Source organism: Rathayibacter sp. AY1B5, assembly GCF_002932795.1.
Lineage (GTDB): Bacteria > Actinomycetota > Actinomycetes > Actinomycetales > Microbacteriaceae > Rathayibacter.
On record NZ_PSWM01000013.1, the window covers coordinates 77,757 to 92,495 of the forward strand.

Below are 14,739 nucleotides of genomic sequence, written 5' to 3' on the forward strand. Positions count from 1 at the left end.
TCGCCTCCGGAGAGGCGTCGGGCGTCGGTGCATCCGGTGGCCGTCGGGAGCTCCGAGCAACGGGTCTGGGACCCGGTCGCAGCATCCCCGGCGTGCGGGTGCGCCGCCAGTCTACTCCTCGGCGCGGTTCGGGCGGCGCTGCGCCGCGCGGACGGTCGCGCTGGTCGTCATTCCGGGGTCGGGACGCGGATGACGAGGCCCGCCGCCACGAAGACGCCGACCGCGGCGAGGCTCAGCGAGGACCAGATCGCGTCCGGGAACGCGAACGGCAGCACCGGGTTCCACAGCACGAGCACCGGCACGAGCCCGATCAGCCAGAGGAGCGCGCGCGCCTGGATCGCGAACCAGCCGATGACCGCCGCGAGGATCGCGACCGGGTAGCGGATGAAGTCGTAGGCGTCGGAGCCGACGAGGGCGAGCCCGGCCAGCAGCACGATCGCGCCGAGGATCCCGGGCGCCAGCGCCATGCGGGCGCGGTCGCGCGAGGGGTAGCGGGCGGCGGTCGCGCGGGACGGCTTGCGGGTGCTCACCCCTCGATCGTAGGCGTCCGGATACCCCGCCCGGGTACTGCCCGCGGCGCGTAGGCTTGAGGAGTGATCGAGGACCTGAAGAAGCGCTCGCTGCACCGTGCCCGGATCCTGGGCGGCCAGATGCGCGGCCTCGAGCGGATGATCGAGAACGAGGACTACTGCGTCGACATCGTCACGCAGTCCCTCGCGATCCAGAAGTCGCTCGGCTCGCTGAACAAGCTCATCGTCGAGAACCACCTCCGCACGCACATCACCGCGATGTTCGAGGAGGGCGGAGACGCCCGCGAGGCGGCGATCGCCGAGCTCGTGAAGATCTTCGAGCTCTCCAACAACCGCTCGTGACCGCCGACCTCGTCGCCGCGGCGCGGGAGCGGCCGCTGCTGCTCGACGGGGGCCTGGGCACGGAGCTGGAGGAGCAGGGCGCCGCAGTGGACTCCTCGCTGTGGAGCGCCCGGGTCCTGCTGGAGGAGCCCGGCCGCGTCGTCGCCGCGCACCGCGCCTTCGCCGAGGCGGGCGCCCGGGTCGCGGTGACCGCGAGCTACCAGGTGTCCGCGAGCGGATTCGCGGCCGCGGGCCTGCCCCCGGGCCTCGTCGAGCGCGCCCTCCGGGAGAGCGTCGACCTGGCCCGGCGCGCGCAGAGCGGCTGGGTCGCCGCGTCCGTCGGTCCCTACGGCGCGAGCCTCGGTGACGGCTCCGAGTACCGAGGCGACGACGACCTCACCGTCGGCGAGCTCGCCGCCTGGCACCGCCCGCGCCTGGAGGCCCTGGCCGCGGCCGGGCCCGACCTGCTCGCCGTCGAGACGATCCCGTCGGTGCGGGAGGTGCGGGCCGTCGTGGAGGCCCTCGCCGGCTCCTCGGTCCCCGCCTGGATCTGCGTGGGCGGCCGTTCGGGACGCACCGCGGCCGGCGAGCCGCTGGCCGAGGCGTTCGCCGTCGCCGCCGCCTCCGGCGAGGTGGTCGGCGTGGGAGTGAACTGCTGCCCGCCCGGCGACGTCGCCGAGGCGGTCCGCATCGCCCGCTCCGTCACCGGCAAGCTGGTCGTCGTGTACCCGAACAGCGGCGAGGAGTGGGACGCCGTCGAGCGCCGCTGGACGGGCGACGCGGCCTTCGATCCCGCGCTGGTCGCCTCCTGGCGCGCAGCGGGGGCGGACCTGATCGGCGGCTGCTGCCGCGTGGGGCCTGCGGCGATCGCCGCTCTCGGCCGCAGCCTGGAGGAGGAGTCGTGACCACCCTGAGAGCCGTGCGCGGCGACCTCACCCGCGAGCACGTCGACGCGATCGTGAACGCAGCGAACTCGTCCCTCCTCGGTGGAGGCGGCGTCGACGGCGCGATCCACCGCGCGGGCGGCCCGGAGATCCTCGTCGAGTGCCGTCGGCTCCGCGAGACAGAGCTGCCCGACGGCCTTCCCGCCGGCTCCGCGGTCGCCACGACCGCCGGCCGCCTCCCGGCCCGCTGGGTCGTGCACACCGTCGGTCCGGTCCACTCGAGGTCGGAGGACCGCAGCGCCGTCCTCGCCTCGGCCTACCGCGAGTCGGTGCGCACGGCCGTCGGTCTCGGTGCGCGGACCCTCGCCTTCCCGGCGGTCTCGGCGGGCGTCTACGGCTGGCCGATGGACGACGCAGCGCGCATCGCCGTGGAGTCGGTCCGCGCGGAGACCGCCGACGGCGCCCTCGACGAGGTCCGGTTCGTCCTCTTCTCCGCGGACTCCCTCGCGGCCTTCGAGGCCGCCCTGGCGGCGGAATGACGGAGGGGGAGCCGACCCTGCGGTCGACTCCCCCTCCACGGTGCTGCGCTAGGCCGTCTTCGGCCGTGCGAACTCGTCGTAGGGCAGCGTGATCGGGCGGGTCCTCGGAGGCATCCGCACGACCGCCTCGAGCGCCGGGCCCAGAGCCTCGCGCCAGGCGCGGTACCCGTCCTCGTTGAGGTGCAGGCCGTCCGGCGAGCACTGCTCGAGCAGCCCGCCGTCCTCGCCCGCGAGCACCGGCCACAGGTCGAGGTAGCCCGCGTGCGCCGTAGGCGCGAACTGCCACAGGTGGCGGTTGATCTCGCGGATCTGCGGCGCGAACTCGTGCCCGCGCGGCAGGACTGAGGTCACCAGGATGCGCACGTCCGGCAGGTCGCGCCGGAAGGTGGCGACGATCGTCTCGATGTTGCGCACGACGTGCTCCGTCGTGCGGTGCCAGGCGAGGTCGTTGGTGCCGATCAGCAGCACCACCGTGTCCGGCTCCTGCGCGACCAGCTCGGCGAGCCTCGCGACGACGTCCGCCGTGGTGGCCCCTCCGACCCCTTCGTCGACGACCGTCGACTCCGTCAGCCACTCGCCCCAGGCTCCCGCCTGGATGATGCTGTCCCCGATGAAGAGGACCTTCCCCAGCTGGAGTCCGCGCCCCGCGTCCGTACTCGACCGTTCGCTCATCGTGCTCCTCTCGTCGGCGTCCCGGGCGGTCTCGCCGCCGCCGGACCCCTCCATTGTCACCGCTGCACCCGGCGCCCGCCAGGGGAGCGCTCGTCGCCGGAGTCCGGCAGGTCGGCCGCGGTGGCCGTGATGCGGTTGGCCATGCCGTTGAAGATGATGCCGTGGAAGGGCAGGATCGCGAACCAGTAGAGCCGGCCCGCGAGGCCCTGCGGGAAGAACACCGCGCGCTGCGTGTAGACCGAGCCGCCGTCTCCGGAGGGCTCGGCGCGCATCTCGAGCCAGGCCCCGCCGGGCACCTTCATCTCGGCGCGCAGGCGCAGGAGCTTCGGCCGCTCGATCTCCTCGACGCGCCAGAAGTCGAGGGCGTCGCCGGCGTGCAGGCGCGCGGAGTCGCGGCGCCCGCGCTGCAGGCCCACTCCCCCGACGAGGCGGTCCATCCAGCCGCGGATCACCCACGCGAGCGGGAAGGAGTACCAGCCGTTGGTGCCGCCGATGCCCTCGATGACGCGCCAGAGCTTGGCCGGGTCGGCGTGGGTGCGGCGCTCCTTGAGGTCCACGTAGACCGTGTGGCCGGCCCACTCCGGGTCGCTCGGCAGCGGGTCGCTGGGAGCGCCGACGACCTCCGCGTTCTGCCAGCTCGTCTCGATCTCGCCGGCCTGCATCTTGCCCAGCGCGAGGCGGACCGCGCGGCGGTAGGAGGTCAGCCCGCCCTCGGGATCGGGGATGAGCGCGCGGATGTCCTGCTCGTGCACGACGCAGTCGTACTGCAGCGAGGCGATGATGGGCACCGCGAGCGAGCGCGGGATCGGCGTGACCAGGTTGACCCACTGCGAGGCCAGCCACGGGGTGAACACCGGCAGGGACGCGATCGGCCGCTGCGGGAGCCCGGCCTCGACCGCGTAGCCGTTCATCATCTGGCCGTAGCGGAGCACGTCGGGCCCGCCGATGTCGAAGGTGCGGTTGAGCGTGGCGTCCTCGAGCGACGCGGAGCCGATCAGGTAGTGCAGCACGTCGCGCACGGCGATCGGCTGGATGAAGTTGCGCACCCACTGCGGCGCGGGCATGTACGGCAGCACATCGGTGAGGTGGCGCACCATCTCGAAGGAGGTCGACCCGGAGCCGATGATCACGCCCGCCTGCAAAGCGATCGTCGGCACTCCCGACTCCATCAGGATCCGGCCCACCTCCGCGCGGGAGCGGAGGTGCTTCGACAGCTCCTGGCCCTCCGGGTGCAGGCCGCCGAGGTAGACGATGCGGCCGACGCCGGCCGACTCCGCGGCCGTGGCGACGTTCTGCGCCGCGCGGCTCTCGACCTCCTCGAAGTGGGCGTGGTCGTTGCCCGAGCCCATCGAGTGGACGAGGTAGTAGAGGACGGCGACGCCCTCGACCGCGGCCTCCAGCGACTCCGGATCGCCGAGATCGCCCTGGGCGACCTCGACCTCCTCCGCCCACGGCACGTCGACCAGCTTGCGCGGGTCGCGCACCAGAACGCGCACCCGGAAGCCCGCCTCGAGGAGGCGCGGCGTCAGTCGGCCGCCGATGTAGCCGGTCGCGCCGGTGACGAGCGCGAGGGGGCGCGCCGAGTCGGAGGGGGTTTCGCTCATGCGGCCACGGTACGCCGATGCCCCTCCCGCCTCTCCCGCTGGTGCAAGCCCGCGGCCCCTGCTAGGCGGCACCCGGCATCCCACTCAGACGATGCCGAGGACCTCGCGCACGCGCAGGACGTCGTGGTTCATCTGGCGGATGAGCGGCTCGACGCCCTCGTAGGCCACCTGGCCGCGGATCCGGCCGACGAAGGACACGTCGACCACGCGGTCGTAGAGGTCGAGGGTGTCGAGGGTCTGGTCGAGCACGTAGGCCTCGACCTGCTTGGGCGGCACTCCGACGAAGGTGGGGTTGCTGCCGACCGAGATCGCGGCGGGATGCGTGACGCCGTCGGTGGTGAGCCGGCCCGCGTAGACCCCGTCGGCCGGGATCAGGCCCTGCGACTCCGGCGAGAGGTTGGCCGTGGGGAAGCCGAGCTCGCGCCCGCGCTTCGCCCCGTGCACCACCACTCCGCGGACCACCGGCTCGTGCCCGAGCAGGCGCGTCGCGTGCTCCACGTCGCCCTCGGCCAGAAGCTCGCGGATCCAGGTGGAGGAGACACGGCGGCCGTCCTCGGGCCGCACGTCGTCGATCAGCTCCACCTCGAAGCCGTGCTGCCCGCCGAGCACGCGCAGCAGGTCGACGTCGCCCGCTCCCCGGGCGCCGAAGCGGAAGTCGGAGCCGACGAGGACCACGCGGGCCTCGAGCGCCTCCACCAGCACCTGCTGGACGAACTGCTCGGGCGAGAGCGCCCGGAACTCCTCGTCGAAGGTGAGCAGCAGCGTCGCGTCCACGCCGGTCCCCGCGAGGAGCTCGAGCTTCTGCTCGTTGCCGACCAGGACAGGCGGGCACTTCTCCGGCGCGATCACGCTGAGCGGATTGCGGTCGAAGGTGACGACGACCGCGGCGAGCCCCTGCTCGCGGGCCCGCTCGTGCAGCCGGCCGATGACGGCCCGGTGCCCGGAGTGGACGCCGTCGAACTTGCCGATCGTGACGGCCGAGGGTCCGATCCCGGCCAGGTCGCCGGGGCGGGTCTCGACGCGCATCAGGCGGTCGCCCGGGCCGCGCGCCGCCCCTGCACTCGGAGCCACCAGAGGCCGAGCACGGGCAGGACGAGAGGGATGAGCAGGTAGCCGGCGCCGAAGGCCGCCCACACCGTGGACTGGCGCCCGAACGGGTCGGCGCTGGAGAGCCCGAGCAGCTGCGGCGCGAGGAGGCTCAGAGCGCCGACCACGAGCACGCCCACCAGCTCGAACGTGATGGTCACCCCGGCGACGCGCTGCCAGGCGCGGCCGGGGACGATCAGCGCGACGGTCGCGACGATGTACACGACGGCCGAGAGCGCCGAGAGCGAGAACGCCAGCGGCGCTTCGTCGAAGCGGTCGAGGATCTGGAAGACGGAGCGTCCCGTCGCGGCGAGCGCCAGGATCCCGTAGACGACGACCAGGAGGCTGCCGATCCCGCGCGAGCGGGAGGAACGGGTCGGCTCTCCGCTCCCGGGGGCCGAGGGGACTGAGGGGTCGTGAGCGGCCCGTCCGGACGCATCGCTGGCTGGTTTCGACATCGCACGTCCATGCTAGGCGCTCGCCGGGCCGGGCCCGGTGGCGGGCGGGATCAGGCGCTCTGGAAGAACCAGATCTGGTGCATCCGGTAGACCATGACCGCGATCGAGAGGCAGGCGACGCCCAGGATCACGGTGCTCCAGCGGCTCCGCTCGATGAGCGCCCAGAAGCCGGCCGCGAGCGGCAGGAGCAGCGCCGAGATCAAGTAGATGTAGTACTCCGGAAGGCTCCCCGACGGGCGGTTGCCGACCAGCGGCGACACGATCGCGACCGCCAGCTGGACGATCAGGAGCAGCTCGACGATCGCCGTCGCACCGACCGAGACGTCGGAGGGGCGGCGGGCGAGCAGCCCGAGCACGAGGCAGAGCAGGCCGGCCGCGACCGCGATCCCCACCTGGAGGATCGTGAACCACTCGATCACGAGGCGGCCGTCCGGAGGTCCTCGGTGGGGAAGTTGACGACGCTCTTGAGCTGGGTGCCGCGCCGCTCGGCGAGGCCGATCAGCCGCTCCCCCGGGCCGACCGCGGCGAGGAGGCCCTTCACGCCCGCGACCGCCTCCGGGGCCGGGATGCGCTTGCCGTTCGCGAGATCGCCCGCCTCCTGGGCGTCGAGGCGCAGCAGCGGGAACAGCTCGCCGGCGACGAGCGTCGGCGGCAGCAGCGCGTCGGGGACGTCCAGCTCCTCGATCTCGCCGGCCTGCGCCACGGAGAAGGGGCCGACCGCGGTGCGCCGCAGCGCGGTCAGGTGGCCGCCGACGCCGAGCGCCGCGCCCAGGTCGCGGGCGAGCGCGCGGATGTAGGTGCCGGAGGAGCAGGTGACGCGCACGTCCAGGTCGAGGAACCCCTCGACCGTGCGGGTCGCCAGGACGGCGAACTCCGAGACGGTCACGGGGCGGGAGGCGAGCACGACCTCCTCGCCGTCGCGGGCGCGGGCGTAGGCGCGGCGGCCGTCGACCTTGATCGCGCTGACGGTGCTGGGGACCTGCTCGATCGCTCCGGTCAGGGCGGCGATCGCCTCGGACACCGACTCCGGGGCGAGGGCCGCGACGAGGGCGGGATCCGCCGAGGCGAGCACCTCGCCCTCCTGGTCGTCGGTGGTGGTGGAGGAGCCCAGCCGGATCGTCGCCTCGTACTGCTTGTCGAGGCCGACGAGGTAGGTGAGCAGCCGCGTCGAGGGGCCGAGGCCGAGGATCATCAGCCCGGTCGCCATCGGATCCAGCGTCCCCGCGTGGCCGACCTTCCGGGTCCCCGCGCGGCGGCGGGTCCGCGAGACGAGGTCGTGGCTGGTGATGCCGCCGGGCTTGTCCAGCAGGAGGATCCCGTTCGGAGCCGGGGCGGGGGTCTCGAGCACGGGTGCGAGGATACACGGACGGATCGGGAGTACCCCCGGGGTGGAGCCGGACCCCTCTCCCGCCCGTCCTAGGCTGTCCGGATGAGGATCGCAGTACTCGGAGCAGGCGCCGTCGGCGGCACCATCGCCGCCCTTCTCGACCGCGCCGGGCACGACGTCGAAGTCACCGCCCGAGGCGGCCACCTCACCGCGATCCGCCGGTCGGGGATCCGGCTCGACGGGGCGTGGGGCGAGCACACCGCCTGGGTCCGCTGCGGCGAGTCCCTCGACCTGGTGCCCGATCTCGCCTTCGTCTGCACGAAGGCGCAGGACGCCGAGGACGCGCTGCGCACCAACCGCCGCACGGTCGACGGCACCCTCGTCGTCGTCGTCCAGAACGGACTGGACGGACTCACCGCCGCGGCCCGGCAGGTGCGCGACGCCCGGCTCGTGGGCGCTCTCGCCCTGTTCGCCGCGAGCCACCTCGAACCCGGCCGCGTGACCGTCACAGCTCCCGCCACGACCACGCTGGGCGTCCCCGGCCGCCCGGCCGACGACCACGTGCGCCGCGCCGCCGCCGTGCTCGGCGAGGCGGTCCCCACCGCCGTCACCGACGACTTCACCGGTGCGCAGTGGACGAAGCTGCTGATCAACGAGGTCAACGCCCTGCCCGCGATCACCGGGCTCTCGGTCCAGGAGACGATCGACGATCCGGGACTCCGGCGCGTCCTCGCCCGGTCGATGCGCGAGGCGGCCCGGACGGGCCTCGCGTCGGGCGTCCGCTTCGGCTCTCTGCAGGGACTCTCGAACGCTTCCGTCCGCGCCCTCGCCGCCGCTCCCCTGCCCGTGGTCGAGCTGCTCCCCCGACGGATGGCCGCGCGGATGGGCGAGGTGCCGAACCCCGGATCGACGCTGCAGAGCGTCCGTCGCGGAGTGCCGAGTGAGATCGACCACCTGGCCGGGGCCGTGGTCCGCACCGCTCACCGCGGCGGGCGCGAGGCGCCGGTCAACCAGCTGCTGGTCGACCTGGTGCACGAGGTCGAGCGGGCGGGCGCCTTCCTGCCTCCCGCCGAGGTCGTCCGCCGGGCCGGCCTGGTCTGAGGCGGCGGACCGGCGTGCGTCCGGCCGTCACGACGAAGGCCGGCGCGGCCCGATCGACGCGTTCCACGGGGTAGACGCGGCCATGGCCTTCGTTCTGCAGGCGGGCGCTCAGCAGGAGTCGGCGAAGAGGCGCCGGGGCTGCTCCGGATCGCGGATGTCGACGAGGATCCCCGCCAGGCGGCGCGGGTCCGTCGTGGCGCGGTACGCCGCGTCCACCGGGGGCTCCTGCGTGTCGAGGCGGATGCTGGTGCTCCACGCGGCGAGCAGCTCCGGCCGGAGGGCGAACTCGCCGTCGACGAGTAGCACCGCGTCGCGGCCGGCGGTCCGCCAGCGGGCCTGCCGCGCCTCGTCGCGCACCGCGTCGAAGCCCGCGAGGACGAAGCCCGTGCTGCCGCCGAGCGTGAACGGATCGAGCAGCACGCGGCGCAGGAGCTCGTAGTCGTAGCCGGCCGCGTAGGAGCGCTGCTCCTCGGGCACGGTGGGGTCGTCCCGATCGGCGCGGGGGCGTCGGAAGTCGGCGAGGTGCGCGACGATCGCGTCCTTGCCGGCCCGGCGGAGCGCCTCCGCGAGGTCGAGCGCGAACGCCGCGCTCACCGCGGGGTCGTCGCCGTCGATCCCGACCTTCACCCGTCCGCGACCGTAGTTGTGCAGCACCTCCGCCGCGAGAGCGTCGAGCACATCGGCCTTCTGCGGAGCCCACCTGGTCATCCGCCCACGATACGCGCCGCCGCCTAGTGTGGGCTGATGCCCTCCTCCGCCCTCGCCGACGCGATCGTCACCTGGTTCCGGACCAGTGCACGGGACCTGCCGTGGCGCCGGGAGGGCTTCCCCGCCTGGGGCACGCTCGTCAGCGAGTTCATGCTGCAGCAGACCCCCGTGGTCCGCGTCGTCCCGCGTCTGGCGGAGTGGCTGGAGCGCTGGCCGACACCCTCCGCACTCGCCGCCGTCCCGCCTGGCGAGGCGGTGCGCGCCTGGCAGTCCCTCGGCTACCCGCGGCGGGCCCTGCGCCTGCACGCCTGCGCGGTGGCGATCGCCGAGGAGCACGGCGACGTGGTCCCCGACGACGTCGACACCCTGCTCGCACTGCCCGGCATCGGCGACTACACCGCGCGCGCCGTCGCCGTGTTCGCCTACGGGAAGCGGCACCCCGTCGTCGACACCAACGTCCGGCGGGTCCTCGCGCGCGCGGTCGACGGAGCGGCGGAGCCCGGCCCGCCCCGCGCGAAGGCCGACCTCGCCGCGATGTCGGCGCTGCTGCCCGAGTCGCTCTCCGAGGCGGCGGCATTCAACGCCGGCGCGATGGAGCTCGGGGCGATCGTCTGCACCGCCCGCGCTCCGCGCTGCGACGAGTGCCCGATCCGCGACCTCTGCCGCTGGCGGGCGGAGGGGTACCCCGAGCACACCGGGACCGTGAAGCCGAAGCAGAAGCGGTTCGAGGGCTCGGACCGCCAGGTCCGCGGCCTCATCCTCGCCGAGCTGCGCGCCGCGCACGGACCCGTCACGGCGGCCGAGGTGGAGACGCTCTGGCCGGACGCCGACCAGCGCGCTCGCGCTCTGGCCGGGCTTCTCGCCGACGGCCTGGCGACGGGCGGCCCGGAGGACGGCTACCTCCTCCCCGGCTCCTAGACGCCCTCCGACCCGCGTCCGCGTCGGAGGAGGCGGGTAGGGTCGGCGCCGTGACCGGTCGCCGCCTCCGCCTCCCCCGCCCCGACGCCGCCGTCGAGCGCGCCCTCGACATCGACCTCGCCCAGGACGTCCAGCGAGCCCTCGCCGCGGTCCGCGTCGAGAACGACCTGCCCGGCCCGTTCCCGCCGGACGCGCTGGCCGAGGCCGAGCACGCGGACGTCGGAGCGGACGACGAGGGCCGCGTCGACCGGACGGATCTCCCCTTCGTGACGATCGACCCGCCCGGCGCGCTCGACCTGGACCAGGCCCTCCACCTGGAGCGCACGCCGGAGGGCGTCGTCCTCCGCTACGCCATCGCTGACGTGCCCGCGGTCGTCCGCACCGGCGGAGCGCTCGACGCCGAGACGCGCCTGCGCGGTCAGACCTACTACCTCCCGGACGGCCGCGTCCCGCTGCACCCCGCGGTCCTCTCCGAGGGGACCGCGTCGCTCCTGCCGGACGAGACCCGTCGAGCGCTGGTCTGGACGCTGACCCTCGACGAGCGGGCGGAGCCGCGCTCGGCGCACCTCGAGCGGGCGCTCGTGCGCAGCGTGGCCCGGCTCGACTACGAGGGCGTGCAGAGAAGCGTCGACGCGGGCGATCCGCACCCCTCGATCGCACTGCTCCCCTGGTTCGGGCGCGAGCGCCTGGCGCGCGAGGCCGAGCGCGGAGGAGCGAGCCTGACGCTGCCCGAGGAGGAGATCGTCGCCGTCGACGGCGGCTACCGGGTCGAGCGCCGCGCTCCCCTGGCCGTCGAGGGCTGGAACGCCCAGGTCTCGCTGCTGACCGGGATGGCGGCCGCGACGATGATGCTCGACGCGGGGGTCGGCGTCCTCCGGACCATGCCCGACGCCGACCCTGCGACCGTCACCGCCTTCCGGTCCCGGGCCGCGGCGCTGGGCGTTCCGTGGCCCGAGGAGGAGGCGTACGGCGCCTACCTCCGTCGCCTCGACACCGACGACCCCGCGCAGCTCGCGATCATGTACGCCGCGGCGAGCCTGTTCCGCGGCGCCGGCTACACCGCGTTCGACGGCGCCCCGCCGGAGCACCCCGAGCAGGCGGCCCTCGCCGCGCCGTACGCGCACGTCACCGCGCCGCTGCGGCGCCTGGTGGACCGGTTCGGCCTCGCCGTCTGCCTCGCGGTGTCCCGCGGCGGGACGATCCCGTTGCAGCTGCGCGAGGCGCTGCCCCTGCTCCCGCCGCTCCTCGCCGCGAGCGACCGCCGGGCCGGAGCCGCCTCCCGTGCGGCGACCGCGATCGTCGAGGCCGCCGTCCTGCGCGGTCGCGAAGGAGCCTCCTTCAGCGGGATCGTCGTCTCCGCGGCGCGCACCCGATCCTCGGTCCAGCTGCTCGACCCGGAGATCACGGTCGATCTCCCGGTCCCGCTCACGCCGGGAGCCCGTGTCGTCGTCGTCCTGGAATCGGTCGACGTCGCCACGGGCTCCGCGGTGTTCGGGTTCGGCGCCTAGTCCTCGTCGTCCTCGCGGGGCTTCACGTAGGGGTCGGCCTCGCCGGCGTAGTCCGCCTGAGCGGCGAGGGACTGCACCTGCGAATCCTGGCTGCGCGCGGCGGCGAGCAGGTCCTCGATGTGCTTCGCGTTCTCAGGCACCGCGTCGAGGATGAACTCGAGCGACGGCGTGAGCCGGGACGTGATGTTCCTGCCCACCTCGGTGCGGAGCATGCCGGTGGCGGCCTTGAGGGCCGCGGCCGAATCGGCGCGCTCCTCATCGGTGCCGTAGACCGTGTAGAACACCGAGGCGTGCTGCAGGTCGCCGGTCACCTGGACATCGGTGATGGTGACGAAGCCGAGGCGCGGGTCGCGGAGACCGCGCTCGAGCCGCTTCGCGACGATCACCTGGATACGTTCGGCGAGCTTCCTCGCCCGGGCCGGATCTGCCATGGCTGGTCCTCACATCTCTCTCGGCGAACCGTTCAGCTCGCCATTCAACCACTCCCCGCCCGGACGACCGGTCGCGCGGAGGGGGCCTTGCTTCGTGGGCATGGACGGGGCACTGCGCGTCTGCGACGGCGCGGGTGAGGTGCCTCCTCGCGGCTCCCCGCCCGTGCCTGCGATCGGAGGGAGTGGGGGTCCGCCCCCGAGGACTCGGGGATCGGGGTGGGGAGGCTGAGGGGCTGGATCGGGGGCCGACCGTCGCCCCCTGCTCGGGAGACGCCCGCTCAGCGGGCGCACCCACCGAGATCGGTCCACCGCGCCCGGAGGTGCGGAAGCACCCGTTGGAGGGTCCGCGCCTCCGAGACCGATGCGGCCCCGATTCCTCCCGCAGGGAGGGAGGGGACTCCCGATCCCGCACGGGCAGCGCCGTGAGACGCCGGAAGGCCCGGGCGGACCCGGGCCTTCCAGTGGAGCGGATCAGCCTCGCGGCTTCTCCTTCATCTCGATCGTCTCGATCTCGTCGCCGATCTGGATGTCGTTGTACTTTCCGAGACCGATACCGGCCTCGTAGTCCGTACGGACCTCCGTGACGTCGTCCTTGAAGCGACGCAGCGACTCGATGGCCAGGTTGTCCCCGACCACGACGCCGTCACGGATGACGCGCGCCTTCGAGTTGCGGGTGATCGTGCCGGAGCGGACGATGACACCCGCGATGTTGCCGACCTTGGAGGAGCGGAACACCTCGCGGATCTCGGCGACACCGGACTGGACCTCCTCGAACTCGGGCTTGAGCATGCCCGTGAGCGAGTTCTCGACCTCTTCGATCGCGTTGTAGATGACCGAGTAGAAGCGGATGTCCACTCCTTCTCGAGCAGCGCGCTCGCGGGCCTTCGGGTCGGGGCGGACGTTGAAGCCCACGATGATCGCGTTGTCGATCGTCGCGAGGTTGACGTCCGACTCCGTGATCGCACCGACACCGCGGTGGATGATGCGCAGCTGCACCGAGTCGTCGACCTCGATCTTGACGAGCGACTCCTCCAGCGCCTCGACGGCACCGGACACGTCGCCCTTGATGATGAGGTTGAGCGACTCGACCTTGCCCTCCTCGAGAGCACGGGTGAAGTCCTCGAGCGAGATGCGCTTGCGGGCCTTGGCCAGCAGGGCGTTGCGCTGAGCGGCTTCGCGCTTCTCGGCGATCTGACGGGCCGTGCGGTCCTCCTCGGTGACGAGGAAGGTGTCGCCGGCGCGGGGCACGGACGAGAGTCCCTGCACCTGCACCGGACGCGACGGCACGGCTTCGAGGACGGCGTTGCCGTTCTCGTCCGCCATCGCACGGACTCGGCCGTAGGCCGTTCCGGCGACGATCGCGTCTCCGACGCGCAGCGTTCCCGACTGGATGAGCACGGTCGCGACCGCACCGCGTCCCTTGTCGAGCTTCGCCTCGATCGCGACTCCGCGTGCCTCCTTGTTGGGGTTGGCGCGCAGGTCGAGACCGGCGTCCGCGGTGAGCAGCACGGCGTCCAGGAGGTCCTGGATGCCGGTGCCCGCGCGAGCCGACACGTCGACGAACATGACGTCTCCGCCGTACTCCTCGGCGACGAGCCCGAACTCGGTGAGCTGCTGGCGCACCTTGGCGGGGTTGGCGTCGGGCTTGTCCACCTTGTTGACCGCGACCACGATCGGCACGTTGGCCGCCTGGGCGTGGTTCAGCGCCTCGATGGTCTGCGGCATGATGCCGTCGTCCGCCGCGACCACGAGGATCGCGATGTCCGTGACCTGGGCACCGCGGGCTCGCATGGCGGTGAACGCCTCGTGACCCGGGGTGTCGATGAAGGTGATCGGGCGCTCGATGCCCTCGTGCTCCGCGACGACCTGGTACGCACCGATGTGCTGCGTGATGCCGCCCGCCTCGCCGGCGACGACGTTGGCGTTGCGGATCGCGTCGAGCAGGCGCGTCTTTCCGTGGTCGACGTGACCCATGACGGTGACGACGGGGGGACGGATCTCGAGGTCCTCGTCCGTCTCGTCGTCGAGCTCCTGCTCGAGGTCGAGACCGAAGCCCTCGAGGAGCTCCTTGTCCTCGTCCTCGGGCGAGACGACCTGGATCTTGAAGCCGAGCTCGGAGCCGAGCACCTCGAAGGTGGCCTCGTCGAGCGACTCGGTCGCCGTCGCCATCTCGCCGAGGGCGAAGAGGACGGTGACCAGGTTGCCGGGGGGCACCGGCACGCCGGTCATGGCCTCGATCTTGTCGGCGAAGTCGGAGATCGACGCGCCGCGGCGCAGACGGATGACCGTCCTGCCGTCACCGCGGGGGACGCTGACGCCGCCGAGCGACGGAGCCTCCCTGAGCTCGAACTCCTGACGCTTCGTGCGCTTGGACTTCCGGGCCTTGCTCTTGCCGCCGCCGCGACCGAACGCTCCTGCGGTTCCACCGCCGGGGCCGCGACCGCGACCGCCGCCGCCACCGGGACGCGGGGCGAAGCCGCCACCGGCACCGGGAGCGCCGCCGGGGCGCTGGAAGCCGCCGCCGGCCGGACGACCGGCACCGCCGGGACGTCCTGCTCCACCGCCGGGTCCGCCGGGACGCTGGCCGAAGCCGGCGGGGCGCTGGCCCATGCCGGGTCCGCCGGGTCGGGGCGCGCCGGGGCGCGGAGCAGC

General features: G+C 73.5%; 16 protein-coding genes. 6 read left to right on the plus strand and 10 right to left on the minus strand.

The genetic code is table 11. The features are described 5' to 3' along the window. Window positions 1-167 precede the first annotated feature (167 nt). Window positions 168-530 carry a DUF6804 family protein gene (locus C5D44_RS09980; RefSeq protein WP_244229446.1) on the minus strand — a complete coding sequence of 121 codons (363 nt, stop codon included), beginning with the start codon at window positions 528-530 and terminating at the stop codon, window positions 168-170. Window positions 531-593: 63 nt separating this feature from the next. Here C5D44_RS09980 and C5D44_RS09985 point away from each other — a divergent pair, with 63 nt between their 5' ends. The 3 genes from C5D44_RS09985 to C5D44_RS09995 are packed head-to-tail and all read left to right on the plus strand — an operon-like array spanning window position 594 to window position 2,274. Continuing rightward, entirely contained in the window at window positions 594-872 is a 279-nt protein-coding gene (locus tag C5D44_RS09985) for a metal-sensitive transcriptional regulator (protein ID WP_104223062.1), read from the plus strand. Further along, a complete protein-coding gene (gene mmuM / locus C5D44_RS09990; RefSeq protein ID WP_104281556.1) occupies window positions 869-1,756 on the plus strand; it encodes a homocysteine S-methyltransferase in 888 nt (295 codons plus the stop codon). The genes C5D44_RS09985 and mmuM overlap by 4 nt, the downstream gene beginning before the upstream one ends. Continuing rightward, entirely contained in the window at window positions 1,753-2,274 is a 522-nt protein-coding gene (locus C5D44_RS09995) for an O-acetyl-ADP-ribose deacetylase (protein WP_104281557.1), read from the plus strand. Before mmuM ends, C5D44_RS09995 begins: the two co-directional genes overlap by 4 nt. 48 nt (window positions 2,275-2,322) lie before the next feature. Here the strand turns inward: C5D44_RS09995 and C5D44_RS10000 are convergent, their stop codons facing one another. The 6 genes from C5D44_RS10000 to truB form a co-directional block, all read right to left on the minus strand. Next, on the minus strand, window positions 2,323-2,946 hold the full coding sequence (locus tag C5D44_RS10000; RefSeq protein WP_104281565.1) for a GDSL-type esterase/lipase family protein: 624 nt from the start codon (window positions 2,944-2,946) through the stop codon (window positions 2,323-2,325). A gap of 56 nt (window positions 2,947-3,002) precedes the next feature. Further along, the gene (locus tag C5D44_RS10005; protein ID WP_104281558.1) at window positions 3,003-4,550 is read right to left on the minus strand and encodes an SDR family oxidoreductase; all 1,548 of its coding nucleotides are present in this window, start codon (window positions 4,548-4,550) and stop codon (window positions 3,003-3,005) included. Window positions 4,551-4,634: 84 nt separating this feature from the next. Beyond that, on the minus strand, window positions 4,635-5,576 hold the full coding sequence (locus tag C5D44_RS10010) for a bifunctional riboflavin kinase/FAD synthetase (protein ID WP_104276507.1): 942 nt from the start codon (window positions 5,574-5,576) through the stop codon (window positions 4,635-4,637). Then, window positions 5,576-6,094: a hypothetical protein gene (locus C5D44_RS10015; RefSeq protein ID WP_258067943.1), complete on the minus strand. Its 519-nt coding sequence runs from the start codon at window positions 6,092-6,094 to the stop codon at window positions 5,576-5,578. Before C5D44_RS10015 ends, C5D44_RS10010 begins: the two co-directional genes overlap by 1 nt. A gap of 50 nt (window positions 6,095-6,144) precedes the next feature. Next, window positions 6,145-6,513 (minus strand): hypothetical protein, encoded by a 369-nt coding sequence (locus C5D44_RS10020; RefSeq protein ID WP_104223058.1) that lies wholly within the window; start codon window positions 6,511-6,513, stop codon window positions 6,145-6,147. Further along, entirely contained in the window at window positions 6,510-7,442 is a 933-nt protein-coding gene (gene truB, locus C5D44_RS10025; protein WP_104281559.1) for a tRNA pseudouridine(55) synthase TruB, read from the minus strand. The genes C5D44_RS10020 and truB overlap by 4 nt, the downstream gene beginning before the upstream one ends. Window positions 7,443-7,523: 81 nt before the next feature. Between truB and C5D44_RS10030 the strand changes: the two genes are divergently transcribed. Beyond that, window positions 7,524-8,522: a ketopantoate reductase family protein gene (locus tag C5D44_RS10030; RefSeq protein ID WP_104276505.1), complete on the plus strand. Its 999-nt coding sequence runs from the start codon at window positions 7,524-7,526 to the stop codon at window positions 8,520-8,522. Between the two features lie 108 nt (window positions 8,523-8,630). Here the strand turns inward: C5D44_RS10030 and C5D44_RS10035 are convergent, their stop codons facing one another. Beyond that, complete coding sequence (locus C5D44_RS10035) at window positions 8,631-9,230, minus strand: hypothetical protein (protein ID WP_146088021.1); 600 nt, start codon at window positions 9,228-9,230, stop codon at window positions 8,631-8,633. A gap of 36 nt (window positions 9,231-9,266) precedes the next feature. Here C5D44_RS10035 and C5D44_RS10040 point away from each other — a divergent pair, with 36 nt between their 5' ends. Together C5D44_RS10040 and C5D44_RS10045 are read left to right on the plus strand one after the other, a co-directional pair. Next, a complete protein-coding gene (locus tag C5D44_RS10040; protein ID WP_104276503.1) occupies window positions 9,267-10,148 on the plus strand; it encodes an A/G-specific adenine glycosylase in 882 nt (293 codons plus the stop codon). Between the two features lie 50 nt (window positions 10,149-10,198). Beyond that, window positions 10,199-11,656 carry a ribonuclease catalytic domain-containing protein gene (locus C5D44_RS10045; protein ID WP_258067944.1) on the plus strand — a complete coding sequence of 486 codons (1,458 nt, stop codon included), beginning with the start codon at window positions 10,199-10,201 and terminating at the stop codon, window positions 11,654-11,656. Here C5D44_RS10045 and rbfA read toward each other — a convergent pair. Both rbfA and infB read right to left on the minus strand, forming a co-directional pair. Further along, entirely contained in the window at window positions 11,653-12,087 is a 435-nt protein-coding gene (gene rbfA, locus C5D44_RS10050) for a 30S ribosome-binding factor RbfA (protein ID WP_104223052.1), read from the minus strand. The genes C5D44_RS10045 and rbfA overlap by 4 nt on opposite strands. A 471-nt stretch (window positions 12,088-12,558) precedes the next feature. Further along, window positions 12,559-14,739: translation initiation factor IF-2 (infB, locus tag C5D44_RS10055; RefSeq protein ID WP_104276577.1), on the minus strand; the 2,181-nt coding region annotated here is incomplete at its 5' end.